Source organism: Cedecea neteri, assembly GCF_000758325.1.
GTDB classification, from domain to species: Bacteria; Pseudomonadota; Gammaproteobacteria; order Enterobacterales; family Enterobacteriaceae; genus Cedecea; species Cedecea neteri_B.
Window position 1 is genome coordinate 1,243,116 of sequence record NZ_CP009459.1, and the last position, 22,817, is coordinate 1,265,932.

18 protein-coding genes, 5 tRNA genes and 2 other RNA genes are annotated in these 22,817 nt (G+C 52.0%); 21 read left to right on the forward strand and 4 right to left on the reverse strand.

Annotation, left to right across the window (positions count from 1 at the left end; translation table 11 throughout):
* Positions 1-16: 16 nt before the first annotated feature.
* Positions 17-298, reverse strand: coding sequence for a peptidylprolyl isomerase PpiC (gene ppiC / locus LH86_RS05845; protein ID WP_008455569.1), 282 nt, complete (start codon positions 296-298; stop codon positions 17-19).
* An 83-nt stretch (positions 299-381) separates the two neighbouring features.
* Here ppiC and rep point away from each other — a divergent pair, with 83 nt between their 5' ends.
* Positions 382-2,403, forward strand: coding sequence for a DNA helicase Rep (gene rep, locus LH86_RS05850; protein WP_039299231.1), 2,022 nt, complete (start codon positions 382-384; stop codon positions 2,401-2,403).
* Between the two features lies 1 nt (position 2,404).
* Here rep and gppA read toward each other — a convergent pair whose 3' ends face one another.
* Positions 2,405-3,889: a guanosine-5'-triphosphate,3'-diphosphate diphosphatase gene (gene gppA, locus LH86_RS05855; protein ID WP_039299233.1), complete on the reverse strand. Its 1,485-nt coding sequence runs from the start codon at positions 3,887-3,889 to the stop codon at positions 2,405-2,407.
* 6 nt (positions 3,890-3,895) lie between these two features.
* Positions 3,896-5,164: an ATP-dependent RNA helicase RhlB gene (rhlB, locus tag LH86_RS05860; protein ID WP_008455563.1), complete on the reverse strand. Its 1,269-nt coding sequence runs from the start codon at positions 5,162-5,164 to the stop codon at positions 3,896-3,898.
* Positions 5,165-5,295: 131 nt separating this feature from the next.
* Between rhlB and trxA the strand changes: the two genes are divergently transcribed.
* The 20 genes from trxA to LH86_RS21930 all read left to right on the forward strand — a co-directional run bounded on the left by trxA (position 5,296) and on the right by LH86_RS21930 (position 20,998).
* Entirely contained in the window at positions 5,296-5,625 is a 330-nt protein-coding gene (gene trxA, locus LH86_RS05865; protein ID WP_039299235.1) for a thioredoxin TrxA, read from the forward strand.
* A 361-nt stretch (positions 5,626-5,986) separates the two neighbouring features.
* A complete protein-coding gene (gene rho, locus LH86_RS05870; protein ID WP_008455558.1) occupies positions 5,987-7,246 on the forward strand; it encodes a transcription termination factor Rho in 1,260 nt (419 codons plus the stop codon).
* 235 nt (positions 7,247-7,481) lie between these two features.
* Positions 7,482-8,573, forward strand: a complete 1,092-nt coding sequence (wecA, locus tag LH86_RS05875) for a UDP-N-acetylglucosamine--undecaprenyl-phosphate N-acetylglucosaminephosphotransferase (protein WP_039299238.1) — start codon at positions 7,482-7,484, stop codon at positions 8,571-8,573.
* Positions 8,574-8,595: 22 nt separating this feature from the next.
* The gene (wzzE, locus tag LH86_RS05880; RefSeq protein ID WP_039299240.1) at positions 8,596-9,642 is read left to right on the forward strand and encodes an ECA polysaccharide chain length modulation protein; all 1,047 of its coding nucleotides are present in this window, start codon (positions 8,596-8,598) and stop codon (positions 9,640-9,642) included.
* Positions 9,643-9,704: 62 nt separating this feature from the next.
* A complete protein-coding gene (gene wecB / locus LH86_RS05885; protein ID WP_039305952.1) occupies positions 9,705-10,835 on the forward strand; it encodes a non-hydrolyzing UDP-N-acetylglucosamine 2-epimerase in 1,131 nt (376 codons plus the stop codon).
* Positions 10,832-12,094 (forward strand): UDP-N-acetyl-D-mannosamine dehydrogenase, encoded by a 1,263-nt coding sequence (gene wecC / locus LH86_RS05890; RefSeq protein WP_039299243.1) that lies wholly within the window; start codon positions 10,832-10,834, stop codon positions 12,092-12,094. The genes wecB and wecC overlap by 4 nt, the downstream gene beginning before the upstream one ends.
* Before the next feature lie 6 nt (positions 12,095-12,100).
* Complete coding sequence (gene rffC, locus LH86_RS05895; protein WP_039299246.1) at positions 12,101-12,778, forward strand: dTDP-4-amino-4,6-dideoxy-D-galactose acyltransferase; 678 nt, start codon at positions 12,101-12,103, stop codon at positions 12,776-12,778.
* Between the two features lie 4 nt (positions 12,779-12,782).
* Complete coding sequence (rffA, locus tag LH86_RS05900; RefSeq protein WP_039299250.1) at positions 12,783-13,913, forward strand: dTDP-4-amino-4,6-dideoxygalactose transaminase; 1,131 nt, start codon at positions 12,783-12,785, stop codon at positions 13,911-13,913.
* 1 nt (position 13,914) lies between these two features.
* On the forward strand, positions 13,915-15,165 hold the full coding sequence (gene wzxE, locus LH86_RS05905) for a lipid III flippase WzxE (protein ID WP_039299252.1): 1,251 nt from the start codon (positions 13,915-13,917) through the stop codon (positions 15,163-15,165).
* A complete protein-coding gene (locus tag LH86_RS05910) occupies positions 15,162-16,241 on the forward strand; it encodes a TDP-N-acetylfucosamine:lipid II N-acetylfucosaminyltransferase (RefSeq protein ID WP_039299256.1) in 1,080 nt (359 codons plus the stop codon). Before wzxE ends, LH86_RS05910 begins: the two co-directional genes overlap by 4 nt.
* Positions 16,238-17,599: an ECA oligosaccharide polymerase gene (gene wzyE, locus LH86_RS05915; protein WP_039299259.1), complete on the forward strand. Its 1,362-nt coding sequence runs from the start codon at positions 16,238-16,240 to the stop codon at positions 17,597-17,599. The genes LH86_RS05910 and wzyE overlap by 4 nt, the downstream gene beginning before the upstream one ends.
* Before the next feature lie 11 nt (positions 17,600-17,610).
* Entirely contained in the window at positions 17,611-18,351 is a 741-nt protein-coding gene (gene wecG, locus LH86_RS05920) for a lipopolysaccharide N-acetylmannosaminouronosyltransferase (protein WP_039299262.1), read from the forward strand.
* A gap of 256 nt (positions 18,352-18,607) precedes the next feature.
* The gene (gene thrP / locus LH86_RS05925; RefSeq protein ID WP_008455535.1) at positions 18,608-19,993 is read left to right on the forward strand and encodes a bifunctional threonine/serine APC transporter ThrP; all 1,386 of its coding nucleotides are present in this window, start codon (positions 18,608-18,610) and stop codon (positions 19,991-19,993) included.
* A gap of 114 nt (positions 19,994-20,107) precedes the next feature.
* Positions 20,108-20,184 (forward strand) — tRNA-Arg (locus LH86_RS05930).
* A 60-nt stretch (positions 20,185-20,244) separates the two neighbouring features.
* Positions 20,245-20,320, forward strand: a tRNA-His gene (locus LH86_RS05935).
* Positions 20,321-20,335: 15 nt separating this feature from the next.
* Positions 20,336-20,422, forward strand: a tRNA-Leu gene (locus tag LH86_RS05940).
* 33 nt (positions 20,423-20,455) lie between these two features.
* A tRNA-Pro gene (locus tag LH86_RS05945) sits at positions 20,456-20,532 on the forward strand.
* 95 nt (positions 20,533-20,627) lie between these two features.
* Positions 20,628-20,704: transfer RNA gene (locus LH86_RS05950), tRNA-Pro, on the forward strand.
* A gap of 33 nt (positions 20,705-20,737) precedes the next feature.
* A non-coding RNA gene (locus LH86_RS21925) (RtT sRNA) lies at positions 20,738-20,851 on the forward strand.
* A gap of 33 nt (positions 20,852-20,884) precedes the next feature.
* Positions 20,885-20,998, forward strand: a non-coding RNA gene (locus LH86_RS21930) — RtT sRNA.
* Positions 20,999-21,620: 622 nt separating this feature from the next.
* On the opposite strand, the gene hemY is transcribed toward LH86_RS21930, so the two are convergent.
* The gene (gene hemY / locus LH86_RS05955; protein ID WP_039299266.1) at positions 21,621-22,817 is read right to left on the reverse strand and encodes a protoheme IX biogenesis protein HemY; all 1,197 of its coding nucleotides are present in this window, start codon (positions 22,815-22,817) and stop codon (positions 21,621-21,623) included.

Genomic DNA, 22,817 nt, shown 5'->3' on the forward strand with positions numbered 1-22,817 from the left:
TATCCCGGCCTTTAGCTTAGTTACGATACAACACCTTGATGATGTGGTAGCCGAACTGAGTGTGCAGCGGTCCGTAAGGCTCCAGCAGCGGGCAGGAAAACACCACTTTATCGAACGCAGGAACCATCTGTCCCTGACGGAATTCACCTAAATGGCCGCCTTTCTTGCCGGACGGGCAGGTAGAGTGCTTCTTCGCCAGTTTCTCGAAGTCGCCGCCGTTTTTAAGCTGCTCCAGAAGGTCCAGAGCCAGTTTTTCTTCCTTTACAAGGATATGCAGTGCTGCTGCAGTTTTTGCCATGATAGTGCCTTGAGTCATGTTGATTACGCTCGCTATACTACCACGCTGTTTTTATCCCCTCCTGACTTTCATTGAGTGACCGTATGCGTTTAAACCCTGGCCAACAACAAGCCGTCGAATTTGTCACCGGACCCTGCCTGGTTTTGGCCGGAGCGGGCTCGGGTAAAACGCGCGTTATCACCAATAAAATTGCGCATCTGATTCGTGAAAGTGGCTATCAGGCACGGCAGATCGCGGCGGTGACCTTTACCAATAAGGCCGCACGCGAAATGAAAGAGCGTGTTTCGCAGACGCTGGGGCGCAAAGAGGCACGCGGATTGATGATCTCAACTTTCCACACGCTGGGGTTAGAGATTATCAAGCGTGAATATGCGGCCTTGGGGATGAAATCTAATTTCTCGCTGTTTGACGATACCGATCAGACCGCATTGCTAAAAGAGCTAACTGAAGGCCTGTTAGAAAACGATAAGGTGGTGCTTCAGCAGCTGATCTCGACGATCTCCAACTGGAAGAACGGCTTGCTGTCTCCGGCGCAGGCCGCCGTTCAGGCGAAGGGCGAACGGGATCGTATTTTTGCCCATTGCTACGGGCTTTACGATACTCATCTGAAGTCCTGCAACGTACTGGACTTTGACGATCTCATCTTGCTGCCAACGTTGCTGCTGCAGCGCAATGCAGAAGTTCGGGAACGCTGGCAAAACCGTATTCGCTATCTGCTGGTGGACGAATACCAGGATACCAACACCAGCCAGTACGAGCTGGTAAAGCTGCTGGTTGGCGCGCGGGCGCGCTTTACCGTTGTAGGCGACGATGACCAGTCTATTTACTCCTGGCGCGGGGCGAACCCGCAAAACCTGGTTCTGCTGAGCAAAGATTTTCCGGCGCTGCAGGTGATCAAGCTTGAGCAGAACTACCGGTCATCCCGCCGGATTTTGAATGCGGCCAATATTCTAATCGCCAACAATCCGCACGTTTTTGAGAAGCGACTTTTCTCTGAGCTTGAACACGGCGCAGAATTGAAAGTCGTGACGGCGAATCATGAAGAACATGAGGCCGAACGCGTCACCGGCGAGCTGATTGCTCACCACTTTATTAATAAAACCAACTATAAAGATTACGCGATTCTGTACCGCGGCAATCACCAGTCGCGGGTGTTCGAAAAGATGCTGATGCAAAACCGCATCCCGTATCGTATCTCCGGCGGCACTTCATTCTTCTCTCGCCCGGAAATTAAAGATCTGCTCGCCTACCTGCGAGTGTTAACGAACCCGGATGATGACAGCGCGTTTCTGCGTATTGTGAACACACCCAAGCGCGAAATTGGCCCGGCAACGCTGCAAAAGCTTGGCGAGTGGGCGATGCAGCGCAATAAAGGCCTGTTTACCGCCAGCTTCGACATGGGGTTAAGCCAGACGCTAAGCGGGCGCGGCCTTGATGCGTTGCAGCGTTTTACCCACTGGCTGCGGGACGTGGCAACGCTTGCCGAGCGCGAGCCGGTGGCCGCCGTACGAGACCTGATCCACGGCATCGACTACGAAAGCTGGCTGTATGAAACCTCGCCCAGCCCGAAAGCTGCCGAAATGCGGATGAAAAACGTTAACCAGCTTTTCAGCTGGATGACCGAGATGCTTGAAGGCAATGACCTGAATGAGCCGATGACGTTAATCCAGGTGGTGACGCGTTTTACTCTGCGCGACATGATGGAGCGTGGTGAAAGCGAAGAAGAGGCCGATCAGGTTCAGTTGATGACCCTGCATGCTTCGAAGGGGCTGGAATTCCCCTATGTCTACCTTGTGGGCATGGAAGAAGGGATCCTGCCGCACCAAAGCAGCATCGACGAAGATAACGTGGATGAGGAGCGCCGCCTGGCTTACGTGGGGATTACCCGGGCGCAAAAAGAACTGACGTTTACGCTGTGCCGGGAGCGGCGGCAGTATGGCGAGCTGGTACGGCCTGAACCAAGCCGGTTCCTGATGGAGCTGCCACAGGATGATTTGAGCTGGGAAACGGAGCGGAAAGTGGTTTCTGCCGAAGAGCGGATGCAAAAAGGGCAGAGTAATGTGGCCAACATCCGCGAGATGCTGGCCAAAGCGCGTAAAAGCTAGATTAATTGACGCTGAGCGGCCAGTGAACGTAGCTCTGCCAGAGTTTTTCCTGTTCCAGTAGTTCGGCACCGAGAGGGTGGCAGGCAAGCCAGGTGTTGGGCAATGCCAGATGCAGGGTTTCGCCGTCGGCCTGCAGTTTAATCTCGGGCAGAATATCGTCTCTGCGGCGATTTGCGAAAATAATCGCCAGACGTAACAGACGGCAGAGTCTTTCCGCCACGCGCGGCGGGACAGCGTTTTGCTGGTGGAGCGAAGAGAGATCGACAGGATTGGTCTGGTTAAGCAGCAGCGTTGCCAGCAATTTTTTCTGCGCGGGCGTGTATCCCGGCAAATCCAGGTTTCTCACCAGATAGGCTGCATGCTGCGGGGCATGTTTAAAATCTATGCTTAAGCCAATTTCATGCAGCAGGGCGCTGCTCGCCAGCATCTGTTGACTGAGTGGATCCAGCCCCCAGGGTTCTGCGATTTGCGAAGCAAAATTCTGCGCAAGCTGCTCCACGCGAGCCGCCTGGCTGGTATCCACCATAAAACGGCGCTGAACGTTACGGAGCGTTCTCTGGCGAATCTCCTGGTCCACCGCAAGATGCAGCATGCCATAAACCAAACCTTCACGCAGCGCGCCGCCTGCAAGCGTCATGCATTCAATATCAAGCTGTTGGAAGATAGCGATGAGAATGGCCAGACCGCTTGGGAAAACCAGCGCCCGCTCAAGCGTGAGGCCTTCAATTTCCAGCTCTTCCAACCGGCCGCACTGAATTGCTCGCTGTTTTAGCTGCTGAAGTTTTGCCAGGGTAATGCGTTCATCCATCCCCTGCGCCATCATGATTTCCTGCAGCGCCTGCACGGTTCCTGATGCACCAACACAAATTTTCCAGCCGTGGCTTTTAAGCTCGGCAATGACCGGGCTGAGCACTTCTGCAGCCGCCGCTTCTGCCGCGGCGAAGTTTTCCTGAGCGAGATTTCTGTCGCTAAAGAAACGTTCCAGCCACGTGACACAACCCATTGAGAGGCTGAATAACGCGGTTGTTTGCGCCCCGGTGCCCGTCACCAGCTCTGTACTGGCACCGCCGATGTCAACGACCAGGCGGCGATCGTCGCCGCCGGTAGTGTGGGCAACGCCCTGATAGATCAGGCGGGCTTCTTCTTCACCGCGAATAACCTGCACCGGGCAACCCAGGATTTCCTGCGCCTTTTGCAAAAAAACATCGGCATTAACGGCGAGACGCAGCGTGGCCGTAGCCACAACGCGAATTTGATTCTGAGGGATATCCTGGAGTCGTTCGGCAAACAAGCGCAGGCATTGCCAGCCGCGCTCCATGGCTTCCGGGGAGAGAACGCACTCGCTGTTGAGGCCAGCAGCGAGGCGAACTTTTCGCTTAATGCGGGTCAGGGTTTGTATGCTTCCTGCCACCTCACGCACAACCAACATATGAAAACTGTTAGAACCCAGATCAATTGCTGCATAGAGTGAGGCGGTACTTAGCATAGATTTTTAACCTGCGCGACGACGATTACCACGAGGAGCACCACCGCGGCGTGGACCGTTGCCTGGGCGGCTGCGGGTCAGACGTTTTGGCGGTGGGAACTCATTTAACAGTGCTTCAGCGTTATATTTGCTCACCGGAATGGCGTGGCCAATATAGGTTTCAATCGCCGACAGGTTCAGCGCGTAGTCTTCACATGCCAGGCTGATGGAATGACCGCTTGCCCCGGCACGACCGGTACGGCCGATGCGGTGAACGTAATCTTCACAGTCGTCCGGTAGATCGTAGTTAAATACGTGGGTCACCGCTGGGATGTGCAGACCGCGAGCCGCCACGTCAGTTGCGACCAGAATATCCAAATCGCCACGAGTAAATTCTTCCAGAATACGCAGGCGTTTTTTCTGTGCGACATCACCGGTTAGCAAACCAACTCGGTGACCATCGGCAGCCAGATGGCCCCAGATATCTTCACAGCGATGTTTAGTGTTAGCGAAGATGATGGCACGGTCCGGCCATTCTTCTTCGAGCAGCGTTTGCAGCAGACGCATTTTCTCTTCGTTAGAAGGATAGAAAAGCTCTTCTTTAATACGGTGGCCAGTTCTCTGCTCGGGCTCAACTTCCACATATTCCGCGTTGTTCATTTGCTCGAAAGCCAGTTCACGTACGCGGTAGGAAAGTGTGGCTGAGAACAGCATATTCAGGCGCTGGGTTACCGGCGGCATGCGGCGGAACAGCCAACGAATATCTTTAATAAAGCCGAGATCGTACATGCGATCCGCTTCATCCAGGACCACAACCTGAATCGCGCCCAGGTTAATGTGATTTTGTTTGGCGTAATCGATCAGTCGGCCGGTGGTGCCGATCAAAATATCGACGCCGCTTTCCAGCACTTTCAGCTGTTTGTCATAGCCGTCGCCGCCATAGGCAAGGCCAAGTTTCAGGCCAGTCGCCTGAGCTAACGGTTCTGCATCAGAGTGAATCTGTACCGCTAACTCGCGGGTTGGCGCCATAATCAAGGCGCGCGGTTGATTCACCTGACGGTTCTCTGGAACCGGGTGAGAAAGTAAATAGTGGAACGTGGACGTCAGAAACGCCATCGTTTTGCCTGTACCGGTTTGCGCCTGCCCTGCAACGTCACGATTCGCCAGAGTCAGCGGAAGTGCCAGTGCCTGAATTGGGGTGCAGTTATGGAACCCTTTATTTTCAAGGGCTTCAATCACCTTAGGGTGCAGGGCGAAGTCGGAAAACTTCTTTTCGGTCAAATGTGTTTTGCTCATAGTGTGGTAGAATATCAGTTTACTATTGCTTTACGAAAGCACATCCGTTGAAATAAACCGGGTGAAATAAAGTCACCCCAAGTTGGTTAATGCTACACCAACAAGGTAGACATAATCCTGTGGAGTTGAACATGAGCGATAAAATTATTCACCTGACTGACAGCAGTTTCGACACGGACGTGCTTCAAGCTGAAGGGTTGATTCTGGTTGATTTCTGGGCAGAGTGGTGCGGTCCATGCAAAATGATCGCCCCGATTCTCGATGAGATCGCTGATGAATATCAGGGCAAAATCACCGTAGCTAAGCTGAACATCGACCAGAACCCGGGTACGGCGCCGAAGTATGGCATCCGTGGTATCCCAACCCTGTTGCTGTTCAAAAATGGCGAAGTCGCTGCGACCAAAGTGGGTGCGCTGTCTAAAGGCCAGTTAAAAGAGTTCCTCGACGCTAATCTGGCATAATGGAATCTCAGCCGGTGCGTGCTGCACTTGCATTTTTTTGCGAGCTGCTGGACGCCCGGCGTCACACATGCTAAGTTACCTATGACTTCGCTTTAAACTTGCCCTTAAGTTTGAATCTTTGTATTACCTTAATGCTTCCCGTTCGCTGTCAAATCAACTCTCTTTTACAGCAATCACAACGGACGCATAACCGAATTCGGGCTTATCACCCATTCCGTCTCGTCGTTTCAGTTCTGCGTTTTTCCTATGACCAGGCAGCGATCAGACATGTGTGGTAGCCATTAAACAGGCATGGATGACCCTGCCATACCATTCACGAAACTAAGTTCGAGATTTACCCCGAGTTTAAGAACCCACCATTATGAATCTTACCGAATTAAAGAATACGCCGGTTTCTGAGCTGATTACTCTCGGCGAAAATATGGGGCTGGAAAACCAAGCCCGCATGCGCAAGCAGGACATCATTTTCTCCATCCTGAAGCAACACGCTAAGAGTGGCGAAGATATCTTTGGTGACGGTGTGCTGGAGATACTGCAGGATGGATTTGGTTTCCTCCGTTCCGCAGACAGCTCCTACCTCGCCGGCCCCGACGACATCTACGTTTCTCCCAGCCAAATCCGCCGTTTCAACCTCCGCACAGGGGATACCATCTCCGGTAAGATTCGTCCGCCAAAAGAAGGTGAACGCTACTTTGCGCTGCTGAAGGTTAACGAAGTTAACTACGATAAGCCGGAAAACGCCCGTAGCAAGATCCTGTTTGAAAACTTAACGCCTCTGCATGCAAACTCTCGTCTGCGTATGGAGCGTGGTAACGGTTCTACCGAAGACTTAACCGCGCGTGTACTGGATCTGGCATCGCCAATTGGTCGCGGCCAGCGTGGTCTGATCGTGGCACCGCCAAAAGCCGGTAAAACCATGCTGCTGCAGAACATCGCGCAGAGCATTGCCTATAACCACCCAGACTGTGTACTGATGGTACTGCTGATCGACGAACGTCCAGAAGAAGTGACCGAGATGCAGCGTCTGGTTAAAGGTGAAGTTGTGGCTTCTACCTTTGATGAGCCGGCTTCTCGCCACGTTCAGGTTGCTGAAATGGTTATCGAGAAGGCAAAACGTCTGGTTGAACATAAGAAAGACGTTATCATTCTGCTCGATTCCATCACTCGTCTGGCGCGTGCCTACAACACCGTTGTTCCGGCATCGGGTAAAGTCCTGACTGGTGGTGTGGATGCGAACGCCCTGCACCGTCCAAAACGCTTCTTCGGTGCTGCACGTAACGTGGAAGAGGGCGGTAGCCTGACCATTATCGCCACCGCGCTTATCGATACCGGCTCTAAAATGGATGAAGTCATCTACGAAGAGTTTAAAGGCACAGGTAACATGGAACTGCATCTGTCCCGTAAGATCGCTGAAAAACGCGTCTTCCCGGCCATCGATTACAACCGTTCCGGTACGCGTAAAGAAGAGCTGCTTACCACGCAGGAAGAACTGCAGAAAATGTGGATTCTCCGTAAAATCATTCACCCAATGGGTGAAATTGATGCCATGGAATTCCTCATCAACAAGTTGGCGATGACCAAAACAAACGATGACTTCTTCGACATGATGAAGCGCTCGTAAGCAACAAAAACTCGGGGAACGCCACGCTTAGTCGTGGCGTTTTTCTTTTCTGCTAGATACGATATACAGACGATGAATGTATTGGTTATCGTTATCTTTTCAAAATTCCTTTTGCTATGGAAACAATCCATCGCTAACAGTTTGTTCAGGGAGGAATTATGTTTAATCTCTTCGGGACAGTTGCATATTTCTACTATGCTGACTTTGCCCATAAATCTTGCAGAGACCTTTCACTGTGAATTTAGTCACCGCCGGAACTGACTTACTCCTAATTTTCATCTTTACTACCGCCTTTTTATTCATTGCACGTAAGGTAGCGAAGAGAATTGGCCTTGTTGATAAACCGAATTTCCGTAAGCGCCATCAGGGGTTGATTCCCTTGGTTGGTGGGATCTCTGTTTACGCAGGTATTTGTTTTTCTTTCATACTCGGAAAGTACTACATCCCCCACGGCTGGCTTTATTTAACCTGCGCAGGCGTCCTTGTTCTGATCGGTGCGCTTGATGACCGGTTTGATGTAAGAGTGAAGATTCGAGCGTCAATTCAGGCAGTTATTGGCATCGTAATGATGTTCTATGGCAATCTGCATCTCAGCAGTTTGGGTTATATATTTGGTTCATGGGAATTGGTACTGGGCCCATTTGGATATTTCCTGACGCTATTTGCCGTGTGGGCAGCGATCAACGCATTCAACATGGTTGATGGAATTGATGGCTTATTAGGTGGGTTATCATCAGTTTCGTTTGCTGCGATCGGCATCATTCTGTTCTTTGATGGTCAGTACAGCCTCGCGATGTGGTGCTTTGCCATGATCGTTGCCATCCTGCCATATATTCTGCTTAACCTTGGTGTGCTTGGACGTCGCTATAAAGTCTTTATGGGAGACGCCGGCAGCACGCTAATCGGTTTTACCATTATCTGGATCTTGCTGGAGACCACGCAGGGGCAAACACATGCAATAAGCCCGGTGACTGCGCTATGGATCATTGCGATTCCGCTGATGGACATGATAGCAATTATGTATCGTCGTCTGCGTAAGGGCATGAGCCCATTCTCCCCGGATCGGCAGCATATTCATCATTTGATCATGCGCGCTGGTTTTACTTCAAGACAGGCGTTTGTGTTGATCACCCTTGCTGCGGCGTTGCTTGCTGCTATTGGTGTTACCGCTGAGTATCTACATTTTATTCCGGAATGGATAATGTTGGCATTGTTCTTGCTTGCATTTGTGCTATACGATTTTTGTATAAAACGCGCCTGGAAAGTGGCGCGTTTTATCCGGCGTCATAAACGTCGCATTCGCAGAAACAGCAACGTAAACATTTAGTCTGACTTGGATTGGGGAAGCGATGAAAGAGCATGTGCCAGGTAATTACCCGGTAGTGGAGAATGAGCTGGATATTCGCGGCTTGTTTCGCACGCTGTGGCTGGGCAAATTCTGGATTATCGGAATTGCCTTTGTGTTTGCCCTTATTGCGCTGATTTACACCTTTTTAGCGAAACAAGAGTGGAGTGCAACGGCGATCACCGACCGCCCGACGGTCAATATGTTGGGGGGCTACTATTCTCAGCAGCAGTTCCTGCGCAACCTCGATGTGAAAGCCAATATGGCGACGACAGATCAGCCTTCGGTCATGGATGAAGCGTACAAAGAATTCATCGTACAGCTTTCAGCCTATGATACCCGCAGGGATTTCTGGTTACAGACGGATTACTACAAGCAGCGTCAGGTGGGGAATAGCAAAGCCGATGCCGCGCTGTTGGATGAGATCGTCGATAATATTCAGTACACGCCGGGTGACAGCGCTCGTAACATCAGCGATAGCGTGAAGCTGGTGGCTGAAACAGCCGCTGATGCCAATAACCTTTTGCGGCAATACGTCGCCTTTGCCAGTCAGCGTGCGGCTAGTCATCTAAATGAAGAGCTTACCGGAGCCTGGGCAGCGCGTACCGTTCAGATGAAAGCGCAGGTAAAACGGCAGGAAGCTGTGGCGCAGTCTATCTACGATCGCAAAATCAAAAGCATTGAGCAGGCACTGAAAATTGCTCAACAGCAAAATATTACTCGAAGTGAAACGAACGTTCCCGCCGAAGAAGTGCCAGATTCAGAAATGTTCATGCTCGGTCGCCCTATGTTGCAGGCACGCCTGGAAAGCCTTCAGGCCGCAGGACCTGATTTTGATATCGATTACGATCAAAACCGGGCGATGTTAAATACGCTTAATGTTGGGCCGACCGTCGATGTTCGTTTCCAGACCTACCGCTATTTACGCACGCCGGAAGAGCCAGTTAAGCGTGACAGCCCTCGTCGTGCATTCTTGCTGATTATGTGGGGTGCGGTTGGGGCACTTGTTGGTGCTGGCGTAGCTTTAGCTCGCCGTCCAAAGACCGCGTAGGCCCTTTATCTTGTGGAGGAGCGATGGAATGCCTCCACTTTATTCAACATAAGAGAATCACCGTGAAAGTATTAACCGTTTTTGGCACGCGCCCGGAAGCTATTAAAATGGCGCCGCTGGTGGATGCGTTGGCAAAAGACGCGTTTTTTGACGCGAAAGTATGTGTAACGGCACAGCATCGTGAGATGCTGGATCAGGTATTACACCTCTTTTCCATTACGCCAGACTATGACTTAAACATTATGAAACCGGGGCAGGGCTTGACGGAAATTACCTGCCGTATTCTGGAAGGGCTGAAGCCTATTTTGGAATCCTTTAAGCCGGATGTTGTTCTGGTACATGGCGATACAACCACGACCGTTGCTGCAAGCCTTGCTGCCTTCTACCAGCGGATTCCTGTTGGACACGTTGAGGCGGGGTTACGTACCGGTGACCTTTACTCCCCGTGGCCGGAGGAAGCAAACCGTACATTAACCGGACATCTTGCTTCCTGGCATTTTGCACCGACGGAAAACTCGCGTCAGAACCTGTTGAAAGAAAATATCAGCGAACAAAAAATCTTCGTGACTGGCAATAGCGTTATTGATGCCTTGCTCTCAGTGCGAGATCGCGTCCTGACTCAAGAAGCTGTACGCCAGGAAATAGAGGCGAAACACCCTTTCCTCGATGCCGGAAAAAAAATGATTCTGGTCACCGGACACCGTCGCGAAAGTTTTGGGGAAGGGTTTGAACGTATTTGCCACGCGCTGGCAAAAATTGCCGCACAAAACAGCGATGTGCAAATCGTATATCCGGTTCATATGAATCCAAACGTCAGTGAACCGGTAAGACGAATTTTAGGGCACGTTGATAACGTGGTGTTGATCGAGCCTCAGGAGTATCTGCCGTTTGTTTATCTCATGGATCGCGCCTGGCTTATTTTGACGGATTCCGGTGGGATTCAGGAAGAGGCCCCTTCTCTTGGGAAGCCTGTTTTAGTGATGCGTGAAACCACTGAACGTCCTGAAGCTGTTGCCGCAGGCACTGTGCGGTTGGTGGGGACTGATGAAGAGCGAATTGTGGCAGAAGTCACTCGATTGCTCCGTGATGAGCAGGAATATCAGGCGATGAGCCGTGCCCATAACCCTTACGGGGATGGAGAAGCCTGCAGCCGTATTTTGAATGCCTTAAAACAACATCAGGTGAGATCATGAGTTTTTCCACCATCTCCGTTATTGGCCTTGGTTACATCGGCCTGCCTACCGCTGCCGCATTTGCTTCCAGCAAGCGAAAAGTCATCGGCGTGGACATTAACCAGCGGGCGGTGGACACCATTAATCGAGGTGAAATTCACATTGTTGAACCTGATTTAGACAAAGTGGTGAAATCTGCCGTTGAGGGGGGATACCTGAGCGCCACCGTGCAGCCCGTTGAGGCCGATGCTTATCTGATTGCGGTGCCAACCCCTTTTAAGGGCGATCATGAACCCGACATGGTTTATGTGAAATCTGCTGCAGAATCCATTGCGCCCGTACTTAAGAAAGGGGTACTTGTCGTGCTGGAATCAACCTCTCCCGTTGGCGCGACGGAGCAAATGGCTGAATGGCTGGCTGCCCTGCGTCCGGATTTGAGCTTCCCTCAACAGGTAGGGGAGCTTGCGGATATCAATATTGCCTATTGCCCGGAACGCGTTTTACCGGGACAGGTTATGGTTGAGCTCATCAAAAATGACCGCGTCGTTGGCGGTATGACGCCGGTATGTTCTGCCCGTGCGAGCGAGTTGTATAATATTTTCCTTAAAGGCGAATGTATTATCACCAACTCTCGCACAGCCGAAATGTGCAAACTGACGGAAAACAGCTTCCGCGATGTCAATATTGCTTTTGCTAACGAACTCTCTCTGATTTGTGCCGATCAGGGGATTAACGTTTGGGAACTTATCCGCCTGGCCAATCGCCATCCTCGCGTGAATGTGCTGCAGCCTGGGCCCGGCGTTGGCGGGCACTGTATTGCGGTCGATCCGTGGTTTATCGTTTCGCAAAACCCTGAACAGGCTCGTCTTATCCGTACCGCACGTGAAGTGAACGACAACAAGCCGCTCTGGGTCATTAATCAGGTTAAAGCTGCGATAGCCGACTGCCTGGCTGAAACGGGCCGCCGCGCCAGCGAACTCACCATTGCCTGCTTCGGACTTGCTTTTAAACCCAACATTGACGATTTACGTGAAAGTCCGGCAATGGAAATTGCTGAGGTACTGGCCGAATGGCACAGCGGTAAAACATTGGTGGTGGAACCCAATATCCACGAGTTACCTGGGAAGCTTGTCGGTCACTGTGAATTAACTTCGGCAGACGCCGCGCTTGCGCAGGCTGACGTGCTGGTGATGCTGGTCGATCATAAAGAATTTAAAGCTGTTCCTGCTGATAAGGTGCATCAGCCGTGGATTGTCGATACCAAAGGCGTTTGGCGATAACTGACGATGAACCCAATTCACGGCACCCTGGTTTCCCTGGACTGGGAAAATCGTTTCTTTGACGTAAACAGCTGCGCGGTTCGCTTCTCTGAGAAAGCCCCTGTGCTACAGGAAGAGCAGTTAGATGCCTGGTCACGCGTCCAGGCAAAAATTCCCGCTCATCGCACCGACTGGCTGGATGGTCTGCAGCAGCTTGGCTTCCAGCTTGTCGAAGGTGAAGTGGATTTGGCCCTTTCTGTTGGCACGCAAAATGCAAATATTCACCTCGATATCGCCCAGCCGAATGATATCCCTTCGCTTCGCCAGGCGGCTTCTCAGGTATTCACGCAAAGCCGCTTTCGTACGCCCTGGTATAAGACCGGGGACAGCGGCAATTTCTATGCGCAATGGATTGAAAACGCCGTCCTTGGCACGTTCGATCATCAGTGCCTGTTGCTGCAGAACGGTGATGAGTCCTTGGGCTTTGTGACGTTGCGGCAGTTAAATGATGTGGAGGCCAGAATTGGCCTGCTTGCCGGACGAGGATTAGGCGAGGAGCTGATGTCTGCTGCGCAAGACTGGTGTCGTCAGCGTGGTTTGCAAACCCTGCGGGTAGCAACTCAGGTGAGTAATACTGCCGCGCTTCGTCGCTACATTAAAAGCGGTGCGACCATAGAAAGCACTGCCTTTTGGTTATACAGGTGAAAAAATGATCCCATTTAACGCTCCGCCGGTCGTTGGTACAGAACTTGAATACATGCAGGCTGCTATGGGTAGCGGCAAACTGTGCGGAGACGGGGGATTTACCCGTCGCTGTCAGCAGTGGATGGAGCAGCGTTTTGGCAGCAAGAAAGTGCTGCTGACGCCGTCTTGCACAGCTTCGCTGGAGATGGCCGCTATCCTGCTGGATATCAAGCCAGGCGATGAAGTGATCATGCCGAGCTACACCTTCGTTTCGACGGCTAATGCCTTTGTGCTCCGGGGCGCGGTCATTGTGTTTGTAGACGTACGTCCTGACACCATGAACATCGACGAAACCAAAATAGAAGCGGCGATTACCGAAAAAACTCGCGCTATTGTGCCGGTTCATTACGCAGGTGTGGCCTGTGAAATGGATACCATCATGGCCATCGCCAAAAAACATAACCTGTTTGTAGTGGAAGATGCCGCTCAGGGCGTGATGTCGACTTATAAAGGCCGCGCGCTGGGTGCAATTGGCCACATCGGGTGTTTTAGTTTTCATGAGACGAAAAACTATACCGCGGGTGGTGAAGGTGGTGCGACGCTAATTAACGACCCTGCTTTAATCGAGCGGGCAGAAATTATTCGTGAAAAAGGCACCAACCGCAGTCAGTTCTTCCGCGGTCAGGTGGATAAATACACCTGGCGTGATATTGGCTCAAGCTACCTGATGGCCGACCTGCAGGCAGCTTATCTTTGGGCGCAGCTTGAAGCGGCAGAACAGATTAACCAGCAGCGCCTGAAGCTGTGGCAAACCTATCACGATGCCCTTTTGCCATTAGCAAAAGCCGGGCGTATCGAACTTCCGACTATTCCTCAAAACTGCGTGCAGAACGCCCATATGTTTTACATCAAGCTACGCGATATTGAAGATCGCAGCGCGCTGATTTCCTACCTGAAAGAAGCGGAAATCATGGCGGTGTTTCATTATATTCCGCTGCATGCCTGCCCTGCGGGTGAGAAGTTTGGCCGCTTCCACGGGGAAGATCGTTTTACAACCCGCGAAAGCGAACGTCTGCTGCGCCTGCCGCTGTTCTACAACTTATCGTCGGTGAACCAACGCACTGTCATCAATACGCTGCAAAGTTACTTCGCCTGAGATGTCGTTAGCTAAAGCTTCAGTGTGGACCGCCGGGTCCACGCTGGTAAAAATTGGTGCCGGGTTGCTGGTGGTCAAAATGCTGGCCGTGGCCTTTGGCCCGTCGGGCGTGGGGCTTGCCGGCAATTTTCGTCAAATGGTTACCGTGCTGGGCGTGCTTGCCGGGGCGGGTATTTTTAACGGTGTTACCAAATATGTTGCCGAACATCATGATAACCCGGAGCAGCTAAAGCGGGTGCTAGGCACCTCCTCTGCAATGGTGCTCGGATTCTCTTCCCTGCTGGCTGTGATATTCGTTCTGGCTGCACGGCCAATCAGCATCGGGTTGTTTGGCCATGCGGACTACCAGAACCTGGTGCGTCTGGTGGCACTGGTCCAGATGGGTATTGCCTGGGCGAACCTGTCGCTGGCCATTATGAAGGGGTTTCGTGATGCGGCGGGTAATGCACTTGCGTTAATTGCAGGCAGCGTAATTGGCGTGCTGGCTTATTATGCTTGCTATCGCTTCGGCGGCTATCAGGGGGCGCTGTTAGGCCTCGCGTTAGTCCCCGCTTTGGTAGTCGTTCCTGCGATGTTTATGCTGGTAAGGCGTGAACATGTGCCGCCTGGCTATTTGAAACCGAGCTGGGATAAGCTGCTGGCCAGTCATCTTGGTAAGTTCACGCTCATGGCGCTGATCACCTCAGTGACGCTCCCCGTGGCCTATGTGATGATGCGAAACCTGCTGGCGGAACACTACAGCTGGGACGAGGTCGGTATTTGGCAGGGGGTGAGCAGTATTTCTGATGCTTATTTGCAGTTTATCACTGCATCTTTTAGCGTTTACCTGTTGCCGACGCTTGCTCGTCTGAAAGAAAAGAGCGCTATCACGCGTGAAATTGTGCGCTCGCTGAAGTTTGTTCTGCCGGCCGTGGCAGCCGCAAGCCTGACCGTCTGGCTGCTGCGTGATTTCGCCATCTGGCTACTGTTTTCACCAAAATTCATCGCCATGCGTGATTTATTTGCCTGGCAACTGGTGGGGGACGTCCTGAAGGTAGGGGCCTATGTGTTTGGCTATTTAGTTATCGCCAGGGCGTCGCTGCGCTTTTATATTTTGACTGAAATCAGTCAGTTTGTTCTGTTAACCGGCTTTTCGCGCTGGTTGATACCCGCTCACGGTGCGCTGGGTGCGGCTCAGGCTTATATGGCTACCTATATTGTTTATTTTGCGCTCTGCTGTGGCGTATTTCTTATTTATCGTGGACGAGCATGACAACACTGATTCACGTATTGGGATCTGATATCCCGCATCATAATCAGACGGTATTACGTTTTTTTAACGACGTCCTGGCTGACACGACTCCCTATGCTCGAGAATTCCTCGTGGTGTCCGGGGACCAAACTCTGCTGCCTGCTTTTCCGGCGCTTTCGATCGCCCTTTATCCGTCGAAGAAGGCTATTGCCGCAGACGTTCTGGCAAAAGCTCGAGCTAACCGGCAGCAGCGTTTCTTTTTTCACGGGCAGTTTAACAGCAGCCTGTGGATAGCTTTGCTAACCGGAGGCATGAAGCCAGAGCAAATGAACTGGCATATCTGGGGAGCCGATCTTTATGAGGTTTCCCGCAGCATTAAATTTCGACTTTTTTACCAGTTACGCCGTTTTGCCCAAGGGCGAGTTGGGCGCGTTTACGCCACGCGTGGGGATTTAAGCTATTTCCACCACCGGCACCCGCAGGTGCCCGGCGAGCTGCTGTATTTCCCAACGCGTATGGACCCAGGCCTCAATATGATGGCTGATGATCCGCAGCGCAGCGGGAGGTTAACGTTGCTGGTAGGAAACTCCGGCGATCGCAGTAACCGGCATATTGATGCCCTCAAAGCTATTCATCAGCAATTTGGCGACACGGTGCGCATTATTGTGCCGATGGGTTATCCGGAAAATAACGAAGCTTACATTGCAGAGGTCAGGCAGGCTGGTAGCGGTTTGTTTAGCCCGGAAAACCTTGACGTGCTGACGGAAAAAATCGAATTCAATGATTACCTCAATCTGCTGCGCCAGTGCGATCTCGGCTACTTTATCTTTGAACGCCAGCAGGGTATCGGCACGCTTTGTTTATTAATTCAGGCCGGGATCCCCTGCGTGCTGAACCGCAAAAATCCGTTCTGGCAGGACATGGTCGAGCAGCATATTCCGGTGCTCTTTACCGGGGATGCACTTGATGAAGCGACTGTGCGGGAAGCCCAGCGCCAGCTACGCTTACTGGACAAACAAAACATCGCTTTCTTTAACCCTAACTATATCGATGGGTGGCATCACGCGTTGAGCATCGCGGCTGGAGAGCAAAAATGAGTCTGACGCAATTTGGCGGGTTATTTGTTGTCTGGTTCCTGTCGGTCGGGTTTATCGGATTGTTGACGTATCAAGAGTTCCGCCGCGTGCGCTTTAACTTCAACGTCTTCTTTTCACTGCTTTACCTGTTGACCTTTTTCTTCGGCTTTCCGTTTACCTGTACCCTGGTGTTTCGTTTTGGGGTATCGGTGGTGCCCGCGGATGTGCTGTTGCAGGCTCAGCTCGCGGCGGCCTGTTTCTATGGCATTTACTATGTGACCTATAAAACGCGGCTTAGGGCGAAGGCAGGGCACACGAATCGGCGCCCGCTATTTACCATGAATCGCGTTGAGACGCACCTGACGTGGCTGATGCTGGTGTTGGTGGCTTTGATCAGCGTCGGTATCTTCTTTGCCCATAACGGCTTCCTGTTGTTTAAGCTGCATTCTTACAGCCAAATTTTCTCCAGTGAAGTGTCAGGCGTAGCGCTTAAGCGCTTCTTCTATTTCTTTATACCGGCCATGCTGGTGGTGTACTTCCTGCGTCAGGACAGCCGGGCCTGGATCTTCTTCCTGGTCAGTACTGTGGGTTTCGGCCTGTTAACGTACATGATTGTCGGCGGGACTCGTGCCAACATCATCATCGCCTTCGCCATCTTCTTGTTTATCGGTATTATTCGCGGGTGGATCTCTCTCTGGATGCTGGCGGCGGCGGGTGTGCTAGGTATCGTCGGGATGTTCTGGCTGGCGCTTAAGCGATACGGCCTGAACGTCAGCGGTGACGAAGCGTTTTATACCTTCCTTTATTTGACCCGAGATACGTTCTCTCCATGGGAGAATCTTGGTCTCTTGCTGCAAAACTACGACAAGATTGAATTCCAGGGGCTCGCACCTATTATTCGAGATTTCTACGTATTTATCCCCAGCTGGGTCTGGCCAGATCGCCCTGGCACGGTGCTGAATACCGCGAACTATTTCACCTGGCAGGTGCTGAACAACCATTCGGGACTGGCCATTTCCCCAACGTTGATCGGCTCACTGGTAGTGATGGGCGGCGTGTGGTTTATCCCACTAGGCGCGGTTGTCGTTGGGCTGATTATCAAATGGTTTGACTGGCTGTACGAGTTGGCGAACAGGGAAAGCAACCGCTATAAAGCGGCGATTATCTACGCGTTCTGCTTCGGGGCGATTTTCAATATGATCGTTCTGGCCCGTGAAGGACTGGACTCTTTCGTGTCACGCGTGGTGTTCTTCCTGGTCATTTTTGGCGTCTGCCTGGCTGTGGCAAAATTACTTTATTGGCTATTTGAAAGCGCAGGGCTTATTCATCAGCGCCTGCGCCGCGTGCCTGCGCCTGCCGCCGATACGCAAAATGCATGACAAGGATATTCATGAACAACTCTACTGAAGCCCCTTTTTATACTCTCCGTGGCCTTGACCTGTTGGGGTGGCGAGATATGCAGCATGCGCTGGATTATCTCTATGCGGGGGGGCGATTGCGTCAGGGGACGTTAGTGGCGATTAATGCCGAAAAAGTGCTGACGGCAGAAGACGATGAGCAAACTCGCGGCCTTATTGCGGCAGCGGAATACAAATACGCCGACGGCATCAGCGTCGTTCGCTCCATCCGGAAAAAATACCCTGAAGCAGTGGTTAATCGCGTAGCGGGGGCCGATCTGTGGGAAGCCTTGATGGTGCGGGCGGGTCAGGAAGGAACCCCGGTATTTTTAGTGGGTGGTCAGCCCGATGTTCTTGCACAGACCGAAGCTAAGCTACGACAGCTTTGGCAGGTCAATATTGTCGGCAGCCAGGACGGTTATTTTACCGATGCGCAGCGGCCAGCCTTGTTTGATCGCATTCGTGACAGTGGGGCGGAGCTTGTTACCGTCGCGATGGGCTCGCCACGTCAGGAGATCCTGATGCAGGCGTGCCGCAAGGTACATCCCCACGCGCTTTATATGGGCGTGGGCGGAACATATGACGTATTTACCGGGCGAGTAAAGCGGGCGCCTAAGGTCTGGCAAAAATTCGGGCTGGAGTGGTTATACCGGCTGTTAGCCCAGCCAACCAGAATCAAAAGACAGCTCAGGCTGCTGCGCTATCAGCGCTGGCATCTGACCGGCAAGCTTTAAACCTTTCAACGCGCTCATCCGGGCGCGTTTTGCTTTCTCTGCGCGATTTTCAACCAGACTTATTCCAGTTTGTTACGCAGTTATTTGTAATTTTGTAAAAAATACGGAACCATTGCGCCCACTCGATGCAGTGCCGTAGTGATGTTGCGCCAGCAAATCTCTTGCCGACGCTGCATGGCCTGTTATTGAGTCTGGCAACAACCAAACACAATAACCGGTAAAAACCGGAGTAAAGCAAACACAATACAGAGGATTTATGGCAGAGAAAAAAGCAGAGCTGCAGCGCGGGCTGGAAGCTCGACACATCGAACTTATCGCCCTGGGAGGGACCATTGGTGTTGGCCTGTTTATGGGCGCCGCCAGTACCCTCAAATGGGCCGGGCCATCGGTACTGCTGGCGTATATTATTGCGGGCCTGTTCGTGTTCTTTATTATGCGTTCAATGGGAGAAATGCTGTTCCTTGAACCCGTAGCCGGGTCGTTTGCCGTCTACGCGCACCGCTATATGAGCCCCTTTTTCGGCTATCTGACGGCCTGGTCCTACTGGTTTATGTGGATGGCCGTAGGTATTTCAGAGATCACGGCGATTGGCGTCTACGTCCAATACTGGTTCCCGGATCTTCCTCAGTGGCTGCCCGCCATTTTTGCTGTAGGGCTTGTGGCGCTGGCAAACCTTGCGGCAGTGCGCCTTTACGGGGAAATCGAGTTCTGGTTTGCAATGATTAAAGTGACAACCATCATCGTGATGATTGTCGTGGGCCTTGGCGTTATCTTTTTCGGTTTTGGAAATCATGGCCAGGCGACGGGTTTTAGCAACCTTACGGAGCACGGCGGCTTCTTTGCCGGTGGCTGGAAAGGCTTCCTGACCGCGTTGTGTATTGTTGTGGCTTCCTATCAGGGCGTGGAGTTAATTGGTATTACCGCCGGCGAAGCGAAGAACCCGCAGGTCACCTTACGCAGTGCTGTAGGGAAAGTGCTGTGGCGTATTTTGATTTTCTATGTGGGCGCGATTTTCGTTATCGTCACCATTTTCCCATGGAACCAAATCGGTACTACAGGTAGCCCGTTTGTACTGACCTTCGCGAAAATAGGTATCACCGCGGCGGCAGGGATTATTAACTTTGTTGTTTTGACGGCGGCATTGTCTGGCTGTAACAGCGGCATGTACAGCTGTGGGCGTATGCTGTATGCCCTGGCGAAAAACCGCCAGCTCCCGGCTAAAATGGCGAAGGTTTCCCGTAGTGGTGTGCCTGTCGTTGGAGTGGCCGTTTCTATCGGTATTTTGCTGCTCGGTTCTTGTCTGAATTACATCATTCCAAATCCACAGCGCGTTTTCGTTTATGTCTACAGCGCTAGCGTACTACCGGGCATGGTGCCGTGGTTTGTGATCCTGATTAGCCAGATTCGCTTCCGTAAGGCGCACCGTGAAGCCATTGCCAGCCACCCGTTCCGATCTATTTTATTCCCGTGGGCGAACTACCTGACCATGGCGTTCCTTGCGTGTGTGCTGGTGGGGATGGGCTTGAATGAAGATACGCGGATGTCGCTGACGGTCGGCGTTGTTTTTCTTGCTGCGGTGACGTTGGTTTATAAGGTTTTTGGCCTGAATAAGCATGCTGTTAGTGAAAAACTGAACGGATAAGCACCAGGATGCGCAAAGCATAACCAAACGCGCAGTTTTGCGAGTATTTTATTGAAATAAGCACTAGACAGCTGAGCACGAAGCCCGTATTATCCGACCCCGCAACGGCGCTACGCGCCCGTAGCTCAGCTGGATAGAGCGCTGCCCTCCGGAGGCAGAGGTCTCAGGTTCGAATCCTGTCGGGCGCACCATTTATTATAATGGCGCTAGAGCTGCGGTGGTATCATGTACCGCGTGAAAGTTTTACAGTGGTGGCTATAGCTCAGTTGGTAGAGCCCTGGATTGTGATTCCAGTTGTCGTGGGTTCGAGTCCCATTAGCCACCCCATTAATTTAGATGTATGCGAAGGTGGCGGAATTGGTAGACGCGCTAGCTTCAGGTGTTAGTGTTCTTACGGACGTGAGGGTTCAAGTCCCTCTCTTCGCACCACACCTAAATTAATCAGCAGTAAAAGCAGTATTTCGGCGAGTAGCGCAGCTTGGTAGCGCAACTGGTTTGGGACCAGTGGGTCGGAGGTTCGAATCCTCTCTCGCCGACCAAATTTTAAAAGCCCTTCTGAAGAAGGGTTTTTGCTTTCAGCCCGAAGTCTTAATAAGCTTTTGATGTGTTGAAAGCAGTAGTAAAAGCAGTATTTCGGCGAGTAGCGCAGCTTGGTAGCGCAACTGGTTTGGGACCAGTGGGTCGGAGGTTCGAATCCTCTCTCGCCGACCACCTTAAAAAGGCCAGCTTTCGAGCTGGCCTTTTTGCATCTGAAGCTCAAAGAGGATGAGAACCTCCGAAGGAGGTTTGAGCCGAGCGCAGCGAGACAACGTTGCTTCAGCAACGGCCCGTAGGGGAATAATCCTCTCTCGCCGACCACCTTAAAAAGGCCAGCTTTCGAGCTGGCCTTTTTGCATCTGAAGCTCAAAGAGGATGAGAACCTCCGAAGGAGGTTTGAGCCGAGCGCAGCGAGACAACGTTGCTTCAGCAACGGCCCGTAGGGGAATAATCCTCTCTCGCCGACCACCTTAGAAAAGGCCAGCTTTCGAGCTGGCTTTTTTGTTTTTAGTGTATCACCCAATCTCCCTCGCTAATGCCAGATACCCCAACCCTGTCTTTTGAGCCTTAATGCTGCCATATGCTGTTATTGTCGCTCAGACACGACAATAGGGTTATTTCATGTCTCCAAATGGAGACATTTAATGCATTGTTTTAAAATAGATTTATAAATAAGGCGTTAACTCGTCTCCTTAAGGAGACAAAAGTTTTTCGTGATAAATGAACTGTCAGGGTATCTGAAAGGAATACTTTGGCCCTGCTAATACTATGAAACTACTAATATTAGCAGTTTGGTTAGTTTGTAAATGCAAACCTGGCATACATTGTGCAATAATACCTGCGTAGATGCTCATTCCACTTCTTATGCTTGCTTCGGCTTCATAAACCCAGGAATGACGCAGAGCCGATTACGGTGCTTATCGTCCACCGACAGATGTCGCCCCTATGGGGTCTCATCGAACACCCTGGACATAACGTTGAGTGAAGCACCACTTAGTTGTCAAACAGACCTGTTTTAACACCTGCCTTTTGGCAGGTGTTTTTTTTTGCGTGGGGAAAAGAAAAGGGCGGCAGAGCGCCGCCCTGATGATCAGGTGTTAGAGGGAGTTTGCAGGGTGAGTAACAGACCGTCACGACGCATGAGAGCTGCTTCTTCAGGCTTATGTAATTTGTCGAGAGAGTCTGCCAGCCAGGCGTAATCGTAGGCATCCGGGCGCTGTTTAATGGCTTCACGGAATGCATCACATGCCTGCTGCCATTCGCCATGTTTCATCAGCAACTGGCCAAGCGTGCTCTGCAGTAAAGGGCGATCCCCTTGCGTTTTGATCTGCTGGCGCAACGCTTTCTCTAACTGCTCCGGGTTACCTGACTTCAGACGCGGCATCAGCAATACCAGACGATCGTCATACTGACGCTTCAGTCCGTCAAGAACGATCTCCTGGGCGGCGTCGTGATCATCACACTCAATAAGATGCTCTGCCATGGCCACCTGCAGCGTGGTCTGGTGGCGCGTTTTACGGCTTTGATTACGCCACCAGGCTTTGAGGCCTTCGTTACCCTGCCCGGCCATTGCCTGATCCATAAGACCGATCCACGCCTGCTGTTGCAGCGCATCGCGGTGGGCTTCATCACCAATCTGCACTTTTTCCATGGCCGGCAGAATATCCAGTAGGGAACTCCATGCGCCGGTACGTAAGTAAGCTTGCTCGGCCAGGCGAAGCACTTCAGGATGGCGCGGCGCAATTTCCAGAAGCTTATCAATGCCATGACGTGCGGCATGGTTTTCATTGCGGGCAAGCTGCAGGCGAACGCGTGTGATTTCGACCGGGAGCTGATCGTTATCCGCCAGTTCGGCGGCGCGCTCTAAATGCTGGTTCGCACGAATTTCATCCCCACGTTGCTGGGCGGCTTCGGCTGCCAGCAGGTAGTTGACCACTGGCTGTTCGGCGTGATCGGCATTCTTACTCATCAGCTTCTCAACCTGCTGATAATCGCCTTCGGCCAGTTTCAACAACGCGGCTTTAGTTTGCTTGCGGGCACGGCTGCGCTTGCGACCCAGGAACCACCCACGGGTACGGGCACCGGTACGGAAAATGCGGCGCAATACCCATTCGATGGCGAACAACACCACCATTGTCAGGATCAGAATAATAACTAACCCGGTCACGCTGGTTTCAATGTTGTAGTTATCAGTCTGGATTAAAACATAGCCCTGATGGCCTGCCAGCATTGGACCCAGCACGATACCCGCAATCAGCAGCAGGAAGAGCAATAAGACTTTAATCAT